Source organism: Arthrobacter sp. CAL618 (genome assembly GCF_000468215.1).
In the GTDB taxonomy this organism is placed as follows: domain Bacteria; phylum Actinomycetota; class Actinomycetes; order Actinomycetales; family Micrococcaceae; genus Arthrobacter_D.
In genome coordinates this window covers 1-2,652 of record NZ_ASZW01000188.1, presented here as the reverse complement: position 1 = coordinate 2,652, position 2,652 = coordinate 1, and the positions used below count along the sequence as shown (strand labels likewise).

Sequence of the window (2,652 nt, the reverse complement as noted above, 5' to 3'; positions counted from 1 at the left end):
CAGCCGGCTCCAGCACGAGCGTCTGCTGGAGCGCGCCGCGCGGGGCCTTCAGGTGCCGCAGATTGACCCCCAGGAAGTCATCCAGATCTACGACCTGCGGGTGATGCTCGAACAGGAAGCGGCCGGACAGGCGTCCAGCAGCAGGACCGCCTCGGACATCATGCGCCTTGAGGCACTGGTTGAGCGGGACCGGGAACTCGATTCCCCGGATGACCAGACCCGGATCCGCTGCAACGTCGAATTCCATGCGGCCGTCAGTACGGCCGCGCACAACCGGGTGTTGCAGGACCTGCTGGAGCGGCTCTCCACCCACCTCATCAACACGCCTCGGTCGACCCTGTCCGTTGGCAACCGGTGGGAAGATGCGCTGGACGAGCATGAGGCGCTGGTGCGGGCCATCATCGATCAGCGCGCCGACGACGCCCGGCAGATCGCCCGGCAGCACATGGAAACCGCCCGCGCACTGCGGCTGGATTTGTTGAAGTCGGCCGCGAAGACCGAATAGCGGCGCCCCACCTCGCCGTCGATGCCGGTTCCGGAGCCTGCGGGGCGGCCGCTCCCGGCAGAAAAGTGCTCCAGCCCCAGATCAGTGGTGGGGCAACCACTTGCGTGCGGCCAAGCCACTTTCCTGCGGCCAGACGTGCAGTTACGCCACTTTTTTGCGCTGCCGGACGGACCCTCGACCGGGAACGGCGTCGAACGCCATCTGCTTGCTGACTTTGCCCAGCATCACCCGCGGCACATCCAGGAGGTAGTTGGCGCCCAGCGTCCAGGGGGTGCCCGAACCCTGTCGCGGAAACACTTTCACGGCCCGCAGCATGAAGTTCGACGACAGGGCCAGCAGTGGCCGCCGCGCCATACCTGAGGCGGGCACCGGGACTGCCACCGTGTGCCCGTTGCGGTCCATGTGCTTGAGCAGCCGGGACACGTACCGGGCGCTGAGGTCCGAGCGTAACGTCCAGGACGCATTCGTGTACCCCAGGGAGTAGCCAAAGTTCGGTACCCCGCTGACCAGGACGCCACGGTAGATCAACGACTCACCGAGTTCCACGGGGACGCCGTCAACACTCAGGTTCGAGCCGCCGAGGGATTGCAGGGCCAGCCCGGTAGCGGTGACGACGACGTCGGCCGCCAGCTCCCGCCCCGACGCAAGCCGGACCCCGCCGGCAGTGAACCGGTCGATCCGATCCGTCACCACCGACGCCTTCCCCGACGCCAGCGACCGATAGAAGTCACCGTCCGGCGCAGCACACACCCGTTGCTCCCACGGGTTGTAGGTAGGGGTGAAATGGTCACGGATCTGCTGTTCGTCCTTGAGGATCCCGCGCGCCTGATACCTCAGGTACGCCTTCGCCACCCGCGGCAGCCTCATGCACAGCTGGTAGAACCCCAGCGGGTAGAGAACATTGCGGGCCCGGGCCACCCGGTGGGCCGGACCCGCCGGCAGGATCTTCCGTGCGGCGTCGGAGAACCGGTCCCGGCGCGGCACCGTCACCACGTAGGACGGCGATCGCTGCAGCATGGTGACGTGGGCGGCGTCGTCGGCCATTGCCGGGACCAGCGTGATGGTGGTGGCGCCGCTCCCAACCACGACCACCCGCTTGTCCGTGTAATCGAAGCCGGCCGGCCAGAACTGGGGGTGGATCACATCGCCCGTGAAGTCCTCAAGGCCCGGGAGGTCAGGCTGGTACGGCTGGGTGTAGTTGTAGTACCCGGTGCAGGCGTACAGGAACGAGCAGGTGACGGTGCGGCGGTGGGTGGCGCCGTCGTCGTCGTCGGTGTCCAGGTGCAGCGTCCAGCGGGAGGTCTCCGAGGAAAAGTCGGCACTCACCATGCGGGTGGCGAAGCGGATGTGTGGCGTCACGCCCGATTCCTCGGCTGCGTCCTGCAGGTAGTTCAGGATGGCTGGCTGGTCGCCGATGGATTCCGGTACGGTCCAGGGCCGCCAGGGGTAGGAGAGGGTGAACATGTCGGAATCGGATCTGGCGCCCGGGTAGCGGAAGAGGTCCCAGGTGCCGCCGATCGCGTCGCGCGCCTCAAAGATGGCGAACGACTTGCCGGGACATTCGGTGCGCAGCCGGTGGGCGGCGCCGATGCCCGAGAGCCCCGCCCCGATGATCGCGACGTCGAGGTGCTCTATGGGGGAGGCCATGAGTCCATTATTGGGTACCGTCCGCTCGACTGGCCAACGTTGTGGAAAGTGCCCGCAGATGCTAATTCTTGAGGGCACCAAACTTCCCACAATTTACGGAGTCCCATATGACAGGCAACGACGAACTGCGCACTCTCAGCGAATGGAGCCGCCAGCTCACCCAGGCACTGCAGATCCTCGACCTGGAGGTGGACCACGAGCGAATCGTGGAGGTCGCCGCCCAGACGTCCGAGACGGTGTCCCCCAACGCCGGGGCAATCAGCGCGTTCCTGATCGGCTACGCGGCGGGCACAGCCGACACCAGCGGCCGTAAAGGTGCCGACGACGCCGTGCAGTCAGCGGCCGACGTCGTCATGCAGGTCCGTGCGAAAGGCCTCGAAGACGGCCCGGACGCCAACGGCTGGACGAAGACCGCCCAGTAGCAGGGGTCTTTGCCCGGTCGGTCGCGGTAGCTGCCCGGTCAGTCGCGGTAGCTGCCCGGTCAGTCGCGGTAGCTGCCC

The 2,652-nt window shown here is 66.9% G+C and carries 3 protein-coding genes; 2 read left to right on the top strand and 1 reads right to left on the bottom strand.

Annotated features, from left to right (window positions below):
* Positions 1 to 505, top strand: a 505-nt coding sequence (locus K728_RS19245) for a GntR family transcriptional regulator (RefSeq protein ID WP_443110969.1), incomplete at its 5' end; no start/stop codon positions are given.
* Positions 506 to 646: 141 nt separating this feature from the next.
* On the opposite strand, the gene K728_RS0111385 is transcribed toward K728_RS19245, so the two are convergent.
* Positions 647 to 2,152: a flavin-containing monooxygenase gene (locus K728_RS0111385; protein ID WP_024476789.1), complete on the bottom strand. Its 1,506-nt coding sequence runs from the start codon at positions 2,150 to 2,152 to the stop codon at positions 647 to 649.
* A gap of 107 nt (positions 2,153 to 2,259) precedes the next feature.
* On the opposite strand from K728_RS0111385, the gene K728_RS0111380 reads away from it, so the two are divergent.
* A complete protein-coding gene (locus tag K728_RS0111380; RefSeq protein ID WP_024476788.1) occupies positions 2,260 to 2,574 on the top strand; it encodes a DUF6457 domain-containing protein in 315 nt (104 codons plus the stop codon).
* The last annotated feature ends 78 nt before the right edge of the window (positions 2,575 to 2,652 follow it).